This is a genomic window from Chryseobacterium sp. 1B4 (assembly GCF_036631475.1).
GTDB lineage: Bacteria > Bacteroidota > Bacteroidia > Flavobacteriales > Weeksellaceae > Chryseobacterium.
Genome location: NZ_JAPNUF010000002.1, coordinates 20,972 through 36,814, shown reverse-complemented (window position 1 = coordinate 36,814; position 15,843 = coordinate 20,972). Strand labels below are relative to the sequence as shown.

General features: G+C 37.1%; 15 protein-coding genes and 2 pseudogenes. 7 read left to right on the top strand and 10 right to left on the bottom strand.

Translation table 11 applies throughout. From position 1 onward, the window contains the following. Positions 1-117: 117 nt before the first annotated feature. Together OWR28_RS01020 and OWR28_RS01015 are read right to left on the bottom strand one after the other, a co-directional pair. The gene (locus OWR28_RS01020) at positions 118-843 is read right to left on the bottom strand and encodes a phytanoyl-CoA dioxygenase family protein (protein WP_332385107.1); all 726 of its coding nucleotides are present in this window, start codon (positions 841-843) and stop codon (positions 118-120) included. A gap of 8 nt (positions 844-851) precedes the next feature. Next, positions 852-2,100 (bottom strand): annotated as a pseudogene (locus OWR28_RS01015) (dicarboxylate/amino acid:cation symporter). 229 nt (positions 2,101-2,329) lie between these two features. Between OWR28_RS01015 and OWR28_RS01010 the strand changes: the two are divergent. The 6 genes from OWR28_RS01010 to OWR28_RS00985 all read left to right on the top strand — a co-directional run bounded on the left by OWR28_RS01010 (position 2,330) and on the right by OWR28_RS00985 (position 8,197). Then, entirely contained in the window at positions 2,330-2,818 is a 489-nt protein-coding gene (locus tag OWR28_RS01010; protein WP_332385106.1) for a BON domain-containing protein, read from the top strand. Between the two features lie 6 nt (positions 2,819-2,824). Further along, entirely contained in the window at positions 2,825-3,241 is a 417-nt protein-coding gene (locus OWR28_RS01005) for an SH3 domain-containing protein (RefSeq protein WP_332385105.1), read from the top strand. A gap of 95 nt (positions 3,242-3,336) precedes the next feature. After that, on the top strand, positions 3,337-4,767 hold the full coding sequence (locus OWR28_RS01000) for a hypothetical protein (RefSeq protein WP_332385104.1): 1,431 nt from the start codon (positions 3,337-3,339) through the stop codon (positions 4,765-4,767). Next, positions 4,749-5,951 (top strand): outer membrane beta-barrel protein, encoded by a 1,203-nt coding sequence (locus OWR28_RS00995; protein WP_332385223.1) that lies wholly within the window; start codon positions 4,749-4,751, stop codon positions 5,949-5,951. The genes OWR28_RS01000 and OWR28_RS00995 overlap by 19 nt, the downstream gene beginning before the upstream one ends. Then, positions 5,948-6,103: a hypothetical protein gene (locus OWR28_RS00990; RefSeq protein ID WP_332385103.1), complete on the top strand. Its 156-nt coding sequence runs from the start codon at positions 5,948-5,950 to the stop codon at positions 6,101-6,103. The genes OWR28_RS00995 and OWR28_RS00990 overlap by 4 nt, the downstream gene beginning before the upstream one ends. Positions 6,104-6,361: 258 nt before the next feature. Continuing rightward, positions 6,362-8,197, top strand: a complete 1,836-nt coding sequence (locus OWR28_RS00985; protein ID WP_332385102.1) for a CocE/NonD family hydrolase — start codon at positions 6,362-6,364, stop codon at positions 8,195-8,197. Positions 8,198-8,432: 235 nt separating this feature from the next. Here the strand turns inward: OWR28_RS00985 and OWR28_RS00980 are convergent. The 3 genes and pseudogenes from OWR28_RS00980 to speB all read right to left on the bottom strand — a co-directional run bounded on the left by OWR28_RS00980 (position 8,433) and on the right by speB (position 11,195). Beyond that, positions 8,433-9,040 (bottom strand): annotated as a pseudogene (locus OWR28_RS00980) (alpha-ketoglutarate-dependent dioxygenase AlkB family protein). Positions 9,041-9,425: 385 nt separating this feature from the next. Continuing rightward, on the bottom strand, positions 9,426-10,268 hold the full coding sequence (locus OWR28_RS00975) for a bifunctional helix-turn-helix domain-containing protein/methylated-DNA--[protein]-cysteine S-methyltransferase (protein ID WP_332385101.1): 843 nt from the start codon (positions 10,266-10,268) through the stop codon (positions 9,426-9,428). A 69-nt stretch (positions 10,269-10,337) separates the two neighbouring features. Next, on the bottom strand, positions 10,338-11,195 hold the full coding sequence (gene speB, locus OWR28_RS00970; protein ID WP_002977181.1) for an agmatinase: 858 nt from the start codon (positions 11,193-11,195) through the stop codon (positions 10,338-10,340). A gap of 184 nt (positions 11,196-11,379) precedes the next feature. Here speB and OWR28_RS00965 point away from each other — a divergent pair, with 184 nt between their 5' ends. Further along, the gene (locus OWR28_RS00965; protein ID WP_332385222.1) at positions 11,380-12,039 is read left to right on the top strand and encodes an HAD family phosphatase; all 660 of its coding nucleotides are present in this window, start codon (positions 11,380-11,382) and stop codon (positions 12,037-12,039) included. Between the two features lie 113 nt (positions 12,040-12,152). Here the strand turns inward: OWR28_RS00965 and OWR28_RS00960 are convergent, their stop codons facing one another. From OWR28_RS00960 to OWR28_RS00940, 5 genes are all read right to left on the bottom strand, one after another. Continuing rightward, a complete protein-coding gene (locus OWR28_RS00960) occupies positions 12,153-13,547 on the bottom strand; it encodes a type III PLP-dependent enzyme domain-containing protein (protein ID WP_142724824.1) in 1,395 nt (464 codons plus the stop codon). 122 nt (positions 13,548-13,669) lie between these two features. Next, positions 13,670-14,434, bottom strand: a complete 765-nt coding sequence (locus tag OWR28_RS00955; protein WP_332385100.1) for a tyrosine-protein phosphatase — start codon at positions 14,432-14,434, stop codon at positions 13,670-13,672. Between the two features lie 200 nt (positions 14,435-14,634). Beyond that, entirely contained in the window at positions 14,635-14,844 is a 210-nt protein-coding gene (locus OWR28_RS00950; RefSeq protein ID WP_332385099.1) for a hypothetical protein, read from the bottom strand. Between the two features lie 39 nt (positions 14,845-14,883). Beyond that, positions 14,884-15,261, bottom strand: coding sequence for a hypothetical protein (locus tag OWR28_RS00945; RefSeq protein WP_332385098.1), 378 nt, complete (start codon positions 15,259-15,261; stop codon positions 14,884-14,886). Continuing rightward, entirely contained in the window at positions 15,251-15,820 is a 570-nt protein-coding gene (locus tag OWR28_RS00940; RefSeq protein WP_034699206.1) for a cob(I)yrinic acid a,c-diamide adenosyltransferase, read from the bottom strand. The genes OWR28_RS00945 and OWR28_RS00940 overlap by 11 nt, the downstream gene beginning before the upstream one ends. Between the last annotated feature and the right edge of the window lie 23 nt (positions 15,821-15,843).

Here is a 15,843-nt window from a genome sequence, read left to right as displayed (position 1 = left end):
ATTTTCAAAAATTTAATCAATCAACTGATCTTAGTACTTAGGCTTTCAGAAACTTCCTTCTTCCAGCATCCATCTTCCAGCCAAAAAAACGCCCTCCGAAAATTCGAAGGGCGTTTTTTATCCATTCATTCTTTCAGACCATTGCAGGACTTCCGGAAGTTCGATATCAGAAAATTCTATGTGGATTACTCTTCTTTTCCTTCCGTTAGTTGTCCGGTTGGAACCGTGAAGCGTTAAAGGTTTCATGATCATAACTCCACCTTTTTCTACGTTGCATAGCTCTTCTGTTTCTATAGTCCAGTCGATGGTTTCCGGCCTGTAAATGCCTTTTGCATGAGATTTTGGAATTACTTTCAGGGCTCCGTTATTTTCATCAGTATCATCCAGGTGGATTCTGATGGTATAGATATTTTCCAGAATATCCACAGGAGGCTGTACAGCAAACTGATTCTGTTTGGTTGTCCATGGACCAAAACCAGGGAGCTCAAGCTTTTTATCTACAGAAATCGTCAGATCCTGATGATAGGCTACATACCAGTTGGAAGTTTCAGGTTTATCAAAATAAATACTTTTGACCACAAAATACTTTTCCCCGAATATTTCCTTAATCAAGTTCCTGATATTTTCATTAAAAATAAGGTTCTTGATTTCCGGAACTTCTTTTAAAAACTGTCTTATGGCGAACAGGTCTTCCGATTTTCTGAAATTTTCTTTTGAGGTATCTATGTTTTGTAGAACATAATCAATTTCTTCAAGTTCCTGCTGTGAAAACACATTATTGATAACAGCAAAGCCATATTCAAGAATATGGCTTTTATGATTGTCTAAGTGATGTAAACTCATGAATTGTTTTAAATTTTGTCTAACGGCTCGGTTAACTGTCCTTCCCATTTTGAAACCGCTGAAGTTGCCAGTGTATTTCCTAACACGTTGGTCATACTTCTACCCATATCACAAAAGTGGTCAATTGGTAAGATTAAAGCAATACCTTCCGGCGGTATACCGAACATGGAACAGGTTGCCACAATGATTACCAGAGAAGCTCTCGGAACCCCTGCAATTCCTTTTGAGGTAAGCATCAATACCAGAAGCATCGTGATCTGCTGCCCAAGCGTCATTTCGATTCCATAGATCTGAGCAATAAAGATGGAAGCAAATGTCATATACATCATACTTCCGTCCAGGTTGAATGAGTATCCTAAAGGTAAAATAAATGATACTACCCTGCTGTTACAACCGAATTTTTCAAGTTCTTCCACCAGTTTCGGGAATACGGCTTCTGAACTTGTAGTAGAGAAAGCGATTAGCAAAGGCTCTTTAATTCTTTTAAAAGGTCAAAAAGACGGTTTCCTAAGATAAGATATCCTACCAGTAAAAGGACCAGCCAAAGAACAGCTATCGCAAAGAAGAAATCTCTTAAATAAATAGCATATACCTTAAAGATTTCAAAACCGTTGGTTGCCACTACGGCTGCAATGGCCCCCAATACTCCAAGCGGCGCAAACCACATGATATATCCTACCATTTTAAGGATAGCATGAGCAATGATATCAAAAGTTTTACAACAGGTTTTGAATATTCTTCTCCTAAATTAGCCAGCGCAACTCCGAACATTACCGCAAATACAACAATCTGCAATACTTCATTGGTTGCAAAGGCTTCAAATAAACTTTTAGGAATCATATGTTTTACAAAATCTTCCATGGAAAAACTTTTACTGCTTTTAAGAAGTTCATCAGCAGAAGCTACATCCTGAATAGGTAGTTTTGTCACATGCCCCGGCTCCAGCCAGTTAACAAGCATCAACCCGATAAAAAGGGAAATCAGAGAAGCGGAAATAAACCAAAGCATCGCTTTTGTTCCTACTCTTCCGATCATTTTGATATCGCTCATTTTAGCAATCCCTACTACCAATGTCGTAAAAACCAATGGCGCAATAATCATCTGTACCAATCTGATAAAAACCGTCCCCAGCAGTTTTATATTTTTGGAAAAAGGTTCGGCACTATCCGGGTAATTTACATGTACAATACCTCCGATTCCTACTCCCAGAAGAAGGGCAATGATAATTGCTATAAAAAGTTTATTCTGTCCTTTCATATATATAGTTCAATTTGCGCAAATATAATGGTTTTTCAATTGGCAGAAGATTTTCTTAATATGGATAATTTTCACATTTCCTTCACTGGGTTTTAAATCCATGAAAATTAAAACCCTGGTTTAGAAAATCTTGTAAAAAAATTAAGAAACATTTATTGAATTTTTATTCTTTTGGTACAAATTTTATTATTACATTTGAGTGTATAACAACATTAAATAAATATACAATATGAAAAAAACTATTGCAATGGCTGCATTAGCTGTAGCTGTATCTTTCGGTGCTATTTCTTGTAAAAAGAAAGTTTCTGATGCCGACCTTCAGACTCAGGCTACAACTATAGTAACTTCTAATCCCAATGCTTCTGTTGAAGTAAAAGAAGGTGTGGCACACTTAAGCGGTACTTTCGCAGATCAACAGTCTAAAGACGCGATGATTGCAAAATTAAAAGCAATCAACGGAGTAAAAGACGTAATGGATATGTCTACAGTAGCAGCTCCTGCACCTGCAGCACCGGTTGAAACGGCATCTGCTGTAGATCCTGCTGTTCAGAAAAAAGTTCAGGATGCGGTAAAAGATTTCCCTTCTGTAAAAGTAGAAGTTGTAAACGGGCAGCTTACGCTTACAGGAAATGTTTCCAGCTTACAGGCAAGAAAAATCAAAGAATCTGTAGATGCTTTGAAAATCGGAAAGTATAACAACAACCTAATCGTAAAATAATTAAAGATGAGCGAATTACAAGATAAATATTCAAGCGTAGTTTCAGCAGCACAGTCTGCAGGGATTTCCAATCTTCAGGTTCAGGAGCAGGACGGGATTCTTTATGTTTCCGGAAATGCTTCCAATACTGCAGCTAAAGATGCCGTATGGAATGCTTTAGGAGCTATTGATTCTACTTATTCTGCTTCAGATATCAATATTGATGTGCAGGTTGCAGGTCTTGCTGGAGCTTCTTTAACCGTGGCTACTGAAGAATCTAACCTTAATATCAGACAGGAGCCTTCTACTGAAGCTGCCGTTGTAGGTAAAGCTGCAAAAGGTTCTTCTGTAACGCTTATTGAGCAGACTTCTGATGACTGGTGGAAAGTGAAAAATGCAGATGGCCAGGAAGGATATGCTTATTCAAGATATTTAAGAGCATAATTTTTATTAAAAAATAATAAATTTTCACAAAAAAGCCTAGAAACATCCCAGCTTTGGGATGTTTTTATATTTTTACGGCTCTGAAAAAAAAACTAATGAAGAAAACTCTGCTGCTATTGACTTTGATGTTCACAGTCATTATTCTGCACGCCCAAAAACTACACATTGACGGAAAAATATCAGATTCTGAAAAGAAAGCGATAGAAAACGCTACCGTTTATCTTTTAAAACAAAAGGATTCATCTATCGTCAATTATACAGCAACCAATAAAGAGGGAAAATTTTCTCTGAAAATTGATGAGGTGAAAGAACCCTCCGTTCTTAAAATTGACGCCGACAAATTATCTTCCTATTCAAAAAAATTTGATAGAATAGATCAGTCGTTATCCCTGGGAGATATTCAGCTTGAGAAACAAGGTCTGGTGAATGCTATCGATGAGGTAAAAATTACGGTTTCCCCGGTAAAAATTAAAAAAGACACGATTGAATTTAATGCAGCAGCGATCAAAGTACGCCCGGACAGTAAAATAGAGGAGCTTCTGAAGCAGATTCCTGGTGTGGAAATCAGCAATGAGGGAAAAATTACGGTAAACGGAAAAGATGTGGACCAGATCATGATTAATGGTAAACCTTTCTTTGATAAAGACGGTAAAATTGCCCTTCAGAACTTACCTGCGGATATCATCAAAAATATTCAGTTTACCACCACCAAAACGAAGGAGGAAGAATTAAGCGGAAAAACAGCCAAATCTCAGAATACCACCATCAACTTTAATATTGATGAAAAGAAAAATAAAGGTTTACTGACAAGGCTTACCGTCGGTTATGGATCAGATAAGCGGTATGAAGCAAGCGGACTGGCCAGTTACTTTAAAGGTGACACTAAAATAAGTTTACTGGCTTCTTCCAATAATATCAATTCCCAGGGGTTTTCCAGGGATGAGGTTTTTGACAGTATGGGAAATGGCCGGAATGCCTGGATGATGCAGGGAGGATCTTTTTCAACGGTAGGAAATATGACTTATTTCACCCAGGGAGGCGGTACAAAAGGAATTCAAAGGTCTACAACCATTGGGTTAAACTACAGTGACAAACTGGGAAAAGATGCCGATCTGGATTCTTTCAGTCTGATGCATTCCGATTCCAATATGGAAACAAGATCCAAAGTTTCAAGGTCTACCCTTTTACCTACTTATACGCTTCAGACCAATTCTGAAAGTAACGGAGAAAATGAATCCAAGCAATACAGTTTTGATACTTCAGCTAAAATCAAACTGGATTCTATGACCAGTATCTACCTTTCTCCAAGATTTACAAAAAACAGCAGCTTTAATTTTAATAATTCACGCTCCTCTACTTTGAATAACGGCAAGCTTCTGAATGAAAGCAATGCGTATTCAAGTAATGATTCGGAAAGTAATTCATTTAATCCTTATCTGTATTTTTCAAGAAAATTCAGAAAAAAAGGCCGCTCGATTTCAGCGAATATAAACAGTTCCATCTCTGAATCAAAAGAGATAACCTGAACCAGTCCCAAAACACGTTCTATCAGTCCGGCGGAACAACTGCAGACAACAGGGACCAGTTAGCCAGGAATAAAAATCAGAACAGCAGTTTTAATTTCACTGCCGGATATACAGAGCCTGTTTCCGATTCTTCAAGTGTAAGTTTTGAAATAAAATATGAAACCAGATCTGCCAGAGATTTGAGGAATGTAAATGATTTTGATAATGCAACCGGGGATTACACTAAATTCAATCAGCTTTTATCCAACAATATGAAGCAAAGAATCAATCAGATTTCTCCTGAGTTCACGTACCAGCTTAATAAAAAGAAACTGAATTTCTGGGCTTCCATGAATCTTGACATCTCAGACATGAAAGTAAACTCTGTCTATAACGGACAGCAATATGATTTACAGAAAAATTTTGTACTGCCCCAATATAATGTCAATCTTTACTATCAGCTGGGAGAAGGAAAAGTTCTGAGTGTTTACAACTACTCCAACTTCAATATTCCTACTGCAGAACAGCTTACTCCCTATAAAGATGAATCAAATCCATTGATTACCTATCAGGGAAACCCTGATCTGAAAAATACGTGGATCAACAATCTTTATCTGTATTTCAATAATTATAATAAAGTAAAAGACCTCAGTTACTATTTCAATATCGGTTTTACGTACAGAAATAACGACATCATCAATTTTTCCACCTATGATAACGCAGGAAAGCAGGTGATTACCTACAGCAACGTAAGCGGAAATAAAAATATCAACGCAGGCGGAGGATTCAGTAAAACCCTGAAGTGGAAAAACAACAAACTTACCATCAACCCGAGATTCAGCATGGTGTATGCTTACAATAATGGTTTTATTGACGGACAGGCCTTTACCAGCAACTCATACAGTCTTAATCCGGGGCTTAATCTTACTTATGAAATCAAGGATAAAATGACCATCAAACCTTCTTACAGACTTGGATACAGTTTTTCAAATTATACCAATTACAATGTAACGAATGTAAATACAGCCAATCAAGCCTTAAAACTGGAGCTGACCAATTATATGCTGCAAGGGAGACTGGTATTTGGAAACGATTTTGAATACAATACCAATTCCAATATTGCTCCGGGCTTTAAAAGGATTTTTACTTCTGGAATACCAGCCTTGGATATTCATTCTATAAAAAACAGTTTACGGCAAAAGTGAAGATTTATGATGTCTTGAACCAAAATCAAAGTGTGAGAAGAACCATCACCGATTCTTATTTCGAAGACCGTGAAGATCTTATCCTGAAACGGTACATCATGTTCTCCGTCAGCATGAAACTGAATAAGTTTGCAGGAAAAAAGACGCAATAAGCAACACCACCCTTTTATATAATTTTTGATAATGGCCGGATCTTTCCCGGCTATTTTTATGAATGTTGAATTCCAATACTGAATGCCGTGATAACCGGAGACGCAAAATTCCCCTCCTTTGGAGGAGTGGCGAAAATTCAAAGAATTATTGAGGGGGTGTTTTTTTACAACAACCTTTTAAACAAGATTTACAAATAAACCTGTTTTTATTTTTAAATTAGCAGCAAATTTTTTTATGAAAATCCATATTTCAGTATTATGTATTCTTTTTTGATTCTTGGAAAAGCTCAGAAAACGGAACAGAAAGATACTTTCGTTAAAGACAATTTCACCAAGAAAGAATTTTATATTCCAATGCGTGATGGAGTGAAACTTTTCACTGCGGTGTATATCCCGAAAGATATATCGAACAAGAACAAATATCCGTTCCTGATGCAGAGAACCTGCTACAGCATTGCCCCTTACGGAGAAACTGAATATAAAACAAAGGTAGGCCCCAACACGTATCTTATGAAAGACAAGTATATTTTTGTGTACCAGGATGTACGCGGAAGATATATGAGTGAAGGCACTTTTACCAATATGACACCACAGGTAGAGCGTAAAACGAAAAAAGATGTTGATGAAAGTACGGATACTTATGACACCATCGAATGGCTTTTGAAAAATGTGAAGGATAACAATGGTAAAGTAGGCCAGTTTGGAACATCATATCCCGGATTTTATACTGCTGTAGGAACGTTGTCACAGCACCCGGCTTTGGTAGCCTCTTCTCCGCAGGCACCAATTTCTGATTTCTGGAATGATGATTTCCTTCACAACGGAAGATTTATGCTGGGCTATTTCAGAACATTTCCCGTTTTTGGTGTTCAAAAAACACAACCGGAAAAGCAGGCCTGGTATATGGATTCTTTCATCAAGCAGACTTCTGAGGATGGTTTGAAATTTTACAGAGATATGGGTACCCTGAAAGACGGGTATGAAAAGTATTATAAGAATAACTTCTTCATGACAGAAATTATGAATCATCCCAACTATGATGAATTCTGGCAGAAAAGAGGGCTTCTTCCCCACTTAAAAAACATCAATCATGCTGTAATGACTGTTGGAGGATGGTTTGACGCAGAAGATCTTTCCGGGCCGCTGAACATTTATAAAACCATCGAAAAAACAAGCCCTAAAGCTAAAAACACCATCGTAATGGGACCATTCTCTCATGGCGGCTGGTCTCAGGAACAGGGAAAACATTTCCATAGTGAAACCTATTTTGGCGACAGCATTGCAACATATTATCAGAAAAATATTGAAACTAAATTCTTCAACCACTACCTGAAAGGCAATACCAAAGAGGATGCAGGACTTCCTGAAGCGCTGATGTATGACACCGGAGCTAAAGAATGGAAAGAATTTGCTTCTTACCCTCCTAAAAATGCTCAGAAAGTGAATTTCTATCTGGCGGATAAAACCTTAAAAAAATCATCAGGGCAAGGATATTCCGAATATTACAGTGACCCGAACAATCCTGTTTTAAGCTCTGATCACTTAAAAGATTTCAATGGTTTCACTCCAAGGAATTATATGTCAGAAGACCAGAGGTTTGCTGTCGGAAGACCTGATGTATTAACGTTCACAACAGATGTACTTACTGAGGATATCACTTTTGCCGGAGAGATCATGGCTAAACTGAATATTGCTTCCACATCTACAGATGCTGATTTTGCAGTAAAACTGATTGATGTTTATCCTGAAGATTTCAAGCCTGCAGAAAAGAAAGAAGGCGTTATCTATGGAAACTATCACCAGATGGTAAGAAGTGAAATTATGCCTGCAAGATTCAGAAATACGAAAGAAAAGGGAGAGGCGCTGGTTCCCGGCCAGAAAACGGCTGTTAACTTCAGGCTTCAGGACGTGGTTCATACCTTCAAAAAAGGACATAAAATCCAGATTCAGATCAGCAGTACTTGGTTTCCGCTTTTCGCCATTAACCCGCAAAAGTTTATGGATAATCCGAATTTTGCCAACAAAGAAGATTACACCAAAGCATTCATCAAAGTATATGATGACAGCTCCATTGAAGCTGATGTTTTAAAATAAATTGAAAAGCTGTTCAGACGAACAGCTTTTTGTTTTGAGGGCCTGAAGTTTATTTTTAGGCTTTGGCTAAAGCCGGATGAATTATTATTTTTATTCAGGCGGGCTAAAGCCCGCTTCTACTGATGGAATGATAAGCGTGATCCTCTAAAATCTGCATAATCGGTTTGCCATTAGATGAGCGCCATTTGAGACTCTACGGAGTTACAGATGTTATGGATAAAATTTCTCTTAACAACTACTCTTCAATGGTTCTGAAGGTCAGGTTTACTCTGGGGGTTTTCACTTTTGTAGTGGGTGGAAGCCTGTGAAGCCAATGATCCTGGGTTGTTCCTTTCATAATCAGCAGACTGCCGTTTTCCAGAAATATTTCAACTTTTTCTTTGGTTGTTTTATGTTTAAATAAAAATTTCCTTTCTGCTCCAAAGGTCAGAGAAGCAATTGCCCCATGTTTCTTCAGATCTGTTTCACCATCGCTGTGGTAGGCCATTCCTTCACTTCCGTCATGGTATAAATTAAGCAAACAAGAATTGTAAGTTTCACCTGAAACTTCCTCACATTTTTCTTCAGTTCCAGTAATTCGGGAGTCCAGAATCTGGCATATTTTGTTCTTTTCGAATAGGTATATTCAAAAGCTTTTTCTCCAAACCAGGCTACTTTTCTTTTGGTTAAAATCAGTTTCCCAAAGATTACGGCTTCATCATTCTCCCATGGAATCTGATTGAGCAGATAATCATAATAAAAATCGGATTTTTCTTTTGAGAAAACCTTCCCATAATAATGAACGGTTCCATCATGCGGAAGTATGTTGAGGGGATAATCTGATATTTCTTCAAAGAGACTCATCATCGTTTTTTTAATTTAAATGCTTTATTTTGTAAAGGTACAATGTAAAATGTATTTATGATCTTAATAATTAAACACAAATACCACCAATATTTTCACAAATCACACCGTAATTTTTGTATCAATAGAAACGGACTAAAGTCCGTTTAATAAAAAAGAGTTAATCCATTGGCTTTAGCCAAAACTTAAGGCTCAATATTATTCAACCGAAAAAATCACAAAAGTTATAATACATTGCTATTTAACTAACAAGATTCATACTTAAAAGTATACTAAAGCCTTCGAATATCTTTGATTTTCTTGTTGTGAACTTTATGACAGATAATTTTTAATCTTATTATCCATCTCTCAAAAATCCTTTTGTGTCTTTTGTGGTAAAAATATATTACGAGTACATCTGTGAACCTTCCCAGCCTACAATAAGTTGTTTTCTTTCACTTCCCCATCGGTAACCGCCGAGGTGTCCGGTAGACTGAATTACACGGTGACAAGGTATCAGGAATGCAACCGGGTTACTTCCAATGGCTGTTCCCACAGCTCTGGATGCCTTAGGATTTCCTATTTTTTCAGCCAGGCTGCCATACGTAGAAAGTTTACCCATAGGAATCGTCAATAAGCTTTCCCAGACTTTCAGCTGAAAATCGGTTCCTTTTAAGTGTAATTTTATGGTATTGAGTTGGGTCCAGTCTTTATCAAATATAGACATGGCATTCTTCTGAAGGGCATCCTGCTGCTCAATAAAAGAAGCATTAGGGAACTTTTGCTTCAGTTCCCCGAATGCTTTTTCTTTATCGTCTTCAAAAGCCATATAGCAGATTCCTTTTTCTGTAGAAGCTACTAAGATATTTCCAAAAGGACTTTCGGAAAAACTGTAATGAATATTGAGGCTTTTTCCTCCGTTTTTATATTCTGCCGGAGACATTCCTTCTATCTTCACAAACAGGTCATGAAGCCTGCTGGTGCTTGAAAGTCCTGTCTCATAGGCGGTATCAAACAAACTTGCTTTTTCTTCCTTCAATAAATTTTTAGCATGTTCCAGGCTGATGAACTGTAAAAATTTTTTCGGACTTGTTCCTGCCCAATCTGTAAAGATCTTCTGAAAATGGGCCGGACTTAAGTGAATATTCTCTGCCACTTCCTCCAAACTTGGCTGAAGCCTGAAATTGCTCCGGATATACTCTATCGCTTTGGCAATTCTGTTATAATCTATCTGACTTTGTGTGGACATTGTATTATGATTTTACCTCACAAATTTCCAAAGAATATACGGCAGAAAAAATCCGATTCTTGCGGAATATTAGTTGTTGTTATAAATATCGTAGTAAGCAAGCATTTTGTAATATAACTTCGCAGATAAGAAAGCAGTTGGCTTAGCCATTGGAGAATCCATTAACTCTACAATATCAAATGCTACAACGTTACATTTTTCAAATACTTTTCTCAATAGTTCAAGCGTTGGATACCATTGTAACCCACCTGGCTCAGGAGTCCCAGTAGATGGAGCAATAGAAGGATCGAAAGCATCCAAATCAATCGTGATATAAACATTTCCTGATACTTTCTCCAATACATCATTGATCCAGTTCTCATTGTTCGCGATTTCGTGAGCAAAGAATACTCTTCCTTCCGGCAAGTATTGTGCTTCCTCAGCATCCATAGAACGGATTCCCACCTGTACTAGATTATGTTTCTGGTTAGCTTCAAAAACCGCACAAGCATGGTTTGAAGTAGAACCGTGAAACTCAGGACGTAAATCTGTGTGGGCATCTAATTGCAGAACCGTTAAATTTTCAAATTTTTCTCCTACCGCACGAATAGAACCGATAGAAACAGAGTGTTCCCCACCAAAAAGAGTAAATAATTTACCTTCATTATTCAAAAGCTCTTTGGTTTTCTGATAAACTGCTTCCGTCATTGCTTCCGGAGAAGAATTTTCAGACACTTCTCCTGCTAAGTAAACTCCCTGAAGGTAAGGTTCTGTCTGTGTTTCGATATCATAAAGCTCCATATTTTCAGAAGCGTTTAAGAATAATTCCGGACCTTTATCAGCTCCTTTACCCCATGTTGAAGTTCCATCGTAAGGAACAGTTACCAACATTACTTTCGAATTCTCTAACGTTGCGTTTTCCTCGGGAATTCCTGCGTATGTTTTCATATATAATTATTAATTAAAAAATTAAATGATTGAAAGATTAAACGATTCCGCAAAGATACAAAATAGTACCTGAGTTATAAGTAATGAACGGTTTGTTATGAATTTTTAACCTTATCCTGATTTTTAAATTTTAAATCCTTTAATGTTTAAATTTTAAAAGTTATTTTTGTATAAAACTCCTGATATGCCTTTAAAAGCTGTTCTCTTCGATATGGATGGTGTCATAGTAGACACTGAACCATTGCATAGAAAAGCCTATTTCAAAACATTTGAAGAACTGGAAATTGCAGTTTCTGAAGAACTGTATGCCTCTTTTACCGGAGCTTCTACCAAAAGAGTTTCTGAAACATTGATCAGTGTATTTAATTTAGATCAGACTTACGAAACAATCGCAGGAATCAAAAGATCTTATTTCAAGGATTATTTTTACAATGACGACGAGTTTGACTTAATTCCGGGAGTAAGAAAACTGATCGAGCATTATCATGAGAATGGGATAAAACTTATTCTGGCGTCTTCTGCTACAATGGTAACGATCAATATGGTTTTTGAGAAATTCGGACTGGAGCCTTATTTCAGCGGGAAGATCAGCGGGGCAGATTTAAAGGAATCAAAACCTCATCCTGAAGTTTTTCTTCTGGCTGCAGAAATGGTTGGAGAACCTGTTGAAAACTGTATGGTGATTGAAGATTCCACGAATGGAATTCTTGCTGCACACCGCGCTAAAATTTTTTGTGCGGCCTACAGAAGCCCGCATTCAAAGAACCAGGATTACACTTTGGCAGACACGGTAGTTTCTGATTATGAGGAATTAGAACTGGATAAAGTTTCAAAATATTTTTAAATAAAAAGCCCTCAGAAAAACTGAGAGCTTTTGTTTTGTATAAGTTTTGGCTAAAGCCAATGGACTTTTCTATTGATGTAATGGGCTAAAACCCATTTCTATTGATCATAAAATTATTTATACCCAAGAAGCTTCAATACATCTTCCGGTTCCTGTTTTTCACGGAAAATTTCGTACTGTAATTCACCGTTTTCATCTTTCTGAATCAGGACGTGTCTCGGCTGAGGCATCAGGCAGTGGTGCACTCCACCGTATCCACCGATAGTTTCCTGATACGCTCCGGTATGGAAGAACCCGATATACAAAGGTTTTGTATCACTGAAAACCGGCAGATAAATCGCATTCGTATGCTGTTCAGAATTGTAATAATCATCGGAATCACAAGTCAGTCCTCCTAAGAATACTCTTTCATAAGTATCTTCCCAACGATTAAGCGGAAGCATGATAAAATGTCTTGAGATGGCCCATGTATCCGGAAGAGTGGTCATGAAAGAAGAATCAATCATATTCCATTTTTCTCTGTCGTTCTGACGTTTCTGAGAAATGATTTTATAAAGGTTTGCTCCACTTTCCCCTACGGTAAAGCTTCCGAACTCAGTATAGATATTAGGTTCCTCTACTCCTTCTTCTTCACAGAATTTCTTAATCTGGGAAACGATCTCTTCTACCATGTACTGATAATCGTAATCGAAGTTCAAAGATGTTTTGATTGGGAAACCACCTCCGATGTTCAGAGAATCCACTTCAGGAGCAATTTTCTTCAGACGTGCATATACACGAAGACATTTATACAATTCGTTCCAGTAATAGGCTGTATCCTTAATCCCTGTGTTGATAAAGAAATGAAGCATTTTCAGTCTTGCATTCGGATGTTCTGCAATTTTCTGGCTGTAATACGGAATAATATCTTTATATCCGATCCCTAATCTTGAAGTATAGAATTCGAACTTTGGTTCTTCCTCCGATGCAATTCTGATTCCGATATCAAAAGTAGAATCAATACTTTCTGTAAGCTTATCCAGCTCTCTGTAATTATCAAGAATCGGGGTAATATTTTCAAATCCGTTATTAATCATATCTGATATTTTAGCCAGATAATCATCGGTTTTAAAACCATTACAGATCACTTCAATATTCTTATCTACCTTACCTTTTTCATAAAGAGATTTTACAATATCCATATCATAAGCAGATGATGTTTCTATGGAAATATCATTCTTCAGAGCTTCTTCCAATACGAAATTGAAATGACTGGATTTGGTACAGTAACAGTAGGTATAATTCTTTTTATATTCGGTTTTCTCAAAAGCTTCTTTAAACCAGCCTTTCGCTTTCTGAATATTTTGAGAAATTCTCGGCAGGTAGCTAATCTTTAGCGGGGTGCCAAATTGTTCAACAACATCCATCAAAGGAATATCGTGAAACAACAAATTGTTCTCAGAAACATTAAATTCCTCCGTAGGAAAATATAATGTCTGATCAATAAGTTCCGAGTACTTTATTTTCATTTCTAAACAAGTGAATTAAGAAATGCAAAATTGCTAAAAAAGTTTCATTTTTAGGTGTTAAAATTATTATAATTTTAAATTAGCACCCAATATTGGATCTTAGAAAAATTTACTTCTGATAATCAATAGGTAAACTTCTGAATATATTCATTTCTTTTGGTATCTGAAATTCCCAATATCTGCTGAATATAAGCATCTGTAGAGCCATACTTTTTATTGATCCCTTCAAAAGCAGCATCAAGGTATCTTTTTTCAACCCAGCTCAGTTTCTCCAGCACCTGTAAATCCATCTTCGGATAGAGGAAATGTAACCTGTTCGCAAGGCGGAGTCTTTTCTGAACAAGGTCTTTCCTGTAATTGTTGGATAAAAGATAATCGTTGTAAATAGTTTCTTTATCAAATTTCAGAATCGTGAGGATCAGCGCTGTAATAATCCCGGTTCTGTCCTTACCGGCAGTACAGTGGTAAAGAACGGGGTCTTTGGATTCCAGCACCTCGGTGATAATTGTTTTTATAATTTCCGGGCTTTCTGTAACGTACTCACGGTAAAAACCAATCATTCTTTTATCAGCATCAGAAGCGTTCACTTTACCTTTAAGGACCAGTTTTTTCGCCTGGGCAAGCTGATCGCCTTCATCTTCAAACGCTGAATATTTCTTATATGTGTTTTCTGCAGGAATCTGATCAGGTTTCTGAGCGATTTCCTTTGAATTCCTGAGATCAATAACTTCTCTGATGCCCAATTCATCAAAACGGTCAAAAGATTTCTTTTTAAGCTTATGAAGATGGGCACTCCTGTACAGCTTTCCTTCTTTTAATGTTCTTCCTTCCGTATTTTTGATATTTCCTACAGTCCGGAAATTGGTTACTTTCTTAAGGCGGATCACTTTTTCAGTTTCATTTTTTCCATATTCCGAGTTTCAAAATGCTGTGTTTTACAGGATAAAATGCAGCATAATGAAATGGTGAAAACTGATATTCTGACTAATGTATTCAAATGTTAGATTTTGCTAAAGCCGTTGATAAATTTTTCTGATTCCTCCGGTCGCTGTTACTCTTCCTTATAACAGAACAACAAATCCGGTCATTATAAATAATCTGTTCCTATAAAGATCAACAGATCTCCTTTTTCATATCCGATAACAACTTCGTTTTCGACAGCAAAATTCCGGGTTCCAATCCTTGAAATAATAGATAAATTTTCATTTTCCAACGGCCAGTTCAAGCCTTTTGTCGTAATATTTTCCGCTATAGGAAAAGGATATAAGGAAATCATTTTATTTCGTACTCCTTCCACTTTAAAGCTTTTAGGAATAAAAAATATTCTGAATATTCATCATAAAACTTCAGCTCCATACGCTCTTTGAAAGCATAGGCAACCGTAAGATTTCCCAGAAAATGATCCTGCTCCCCCCGCTTCCGCCCAAAATATCGGCTTTTTTACGCCTCTTTCTAGGATGATATCCAAAGCTTTGTAAAAATCGGTTTGATTCTGATCCGGAGTATGGATAAATTTTTCGTCATAAATATTTTCATCAGAACCGGAATGTGAGTCGAAATCCCCGGATATAAAATCCAGCCTGTCCATGGGAAATCCCATTCTTTTCAAATAATGAAAAGCGCCGTCTGTACAGGCTATCAATCCATAATTATTCAGATCGGGTAATGATTTGGGGGCATCTCCGTTGATGAAAAGTAATGCTTTATCTTTCATTCGGGTTCCAGTATTCTTCCGGTTCGTTGTTCAGTTTTGAAATATATCTTGCCAGCACGAAAAGATAATCTGAAAGCCTGTTTAAATATTTAATCAGTTCAGGACGTACTTCTTCTGATTCATTCAGGAAAACCAATGAACGTTCCGCTCTTCTGCAGATTGTTCTTGCCGCATGTAAAAAAGTGGCGGATTTTCCTCCTCCGGGAAGAATAAAATATTGAAGCGGTTCCAGCTTTTCATCGAAAGCATCCATCCATTGTTCAAGTTCTTCAATTTCTGTCTCTGAAATGATGATCGGAAGACGTGATTTCCCGTTGGCCAGCATCAGTTTATCTACCGGTGTTGCGGCTTCTGAACCTACTGTAAATAAATCAAACTGGATCTTTTTCAGTTGCCTCAATACTTCTTCATCTTCAATATGGCTTTTTGCAATTCCGATAAATGAATTCAGTTCATCTATATTTCCATAACTGTCTACTCTGGCACTGGCTTTGGAAACCCTCGTTCCGCCGTACAATGCAGTCTGACCCTTATCTCCTGTCTTTGTGTAAATTTTCATAGTACTAAAATACCTTTTTTTAT